At 45.2% G+C, this 1,067-nt stretch carries 1 protein-coding gene; it reads left to right on the top strand.

Annotation, left to right across the window (positions count from 1 at the left end; all coding sequences use genetic code 11):
• Positions 1-28 precede the first annotated feature (28 nt).
• The coding region (locus ACUVJL_RS11130) for a PAS domain-containing protein (protein WP_445245900.1) at positions 29-1,067 on the top strand (1,039 nt) is incomplete at its 3' end.

Genomic DNA, 1,067 nt, shown 5'->3' with positions numbered 1-1,067 from the left:
CAACAAAACCGGAGATAGGCAGAGGATTATGGCGATTGGCAAGGAAGAAGAGTACGACGAATGGCCTGGGACGTTGCGGAAGTCTGGTACTCACAAAGATATCAGCGACCGCGATGCAGCAGTAGCCGAAAAATCTCTGTTAATAGCATCTCTGCAACAGCTTGCTGAACAGTTGCAAGAAGCGCAAAAAATAGCCCGCATGGGCAATTGGGAATTCGATAGGGAGGCAGGAATTATTACTTGGTCGGAAGAACTGTTTCGAGTTTACGGTCGAGAATTGAATCGGCCGCCGACAATGGAAGAACTTTTAGAGCTAATTCATCCCGATGACAAAGAAAGGTTTACACAAGTTGTGCAAAATGCAGTGACTGAAGGGACAGCTTACGACATCGACCACCGCATCTGTTTGCCATCAGGAGAAATTAGGCACGTTAACGCTAAAGGAAAAGCTGTTAAAAATGAGTTTGGTCAGGTGGTGCGACTGTGTGGCACGGCAATGGACATTACCCATCGCAAAAAAGCCGAAACTGCTTTGCAAGGAAGCGAACAGCGATTTCGAGCTGTATTTGAACAAGCGGCGCTCGGCATTGTTAAAGTGTGGCCAGACGGTCACTTTTTGAGGGTAAATCAAGGCTTTTGCAATATTGTCGGATACTCTGAATTGGAACTGAAAGCGCGAAATGTTTGGGATATTTCTCACCAGGAAGATGTAGAAGTAGATGTCAAGTCTAGCAACAGACTGTTAGCTGGGGAAATTTTTAATTATTCACTAGAGAAACGCTTTGTTCGCAAAGATGGTTCATTTGTTTGGACTAATGTGACTGTATCTTTAGTGCGGGATGGGGGTGGGGAACCGAGCTACTTAATTGCTGTGATTGAAGATATTAGCTCTCGCAAACTTGCCGAGGCTATCTTGCGCCAGCAATTAAAGCGAGAACGCTTGGTGGTAGGGATGCTGGAACGCATTCGCTCTTCTCTAAATTTAGAAGAGATTTTGACAAAAGCTGTTGCTGAAGTACGGCAATTTTTGCAAACAGACCGGACAGTTATTTATCGCTTTAATCCCG

Origin of the sequence: Microcoleus sp. OTE_8_concoct_300, assembly GCF_031383065.1 — a bacterium.
In the GTDB taxonomy this organism is placed as follows: Bacteria; Cyanobacteriota; Cyanobacteriia; order Cyanobacteriales; family Microcoleaceae; genus Microcoleus.
The sequence above is the reverse complement of the archived record's forward strand: the minus strand, read 5'-3'. Positions and strand labels throughout refer to the sequence as shown.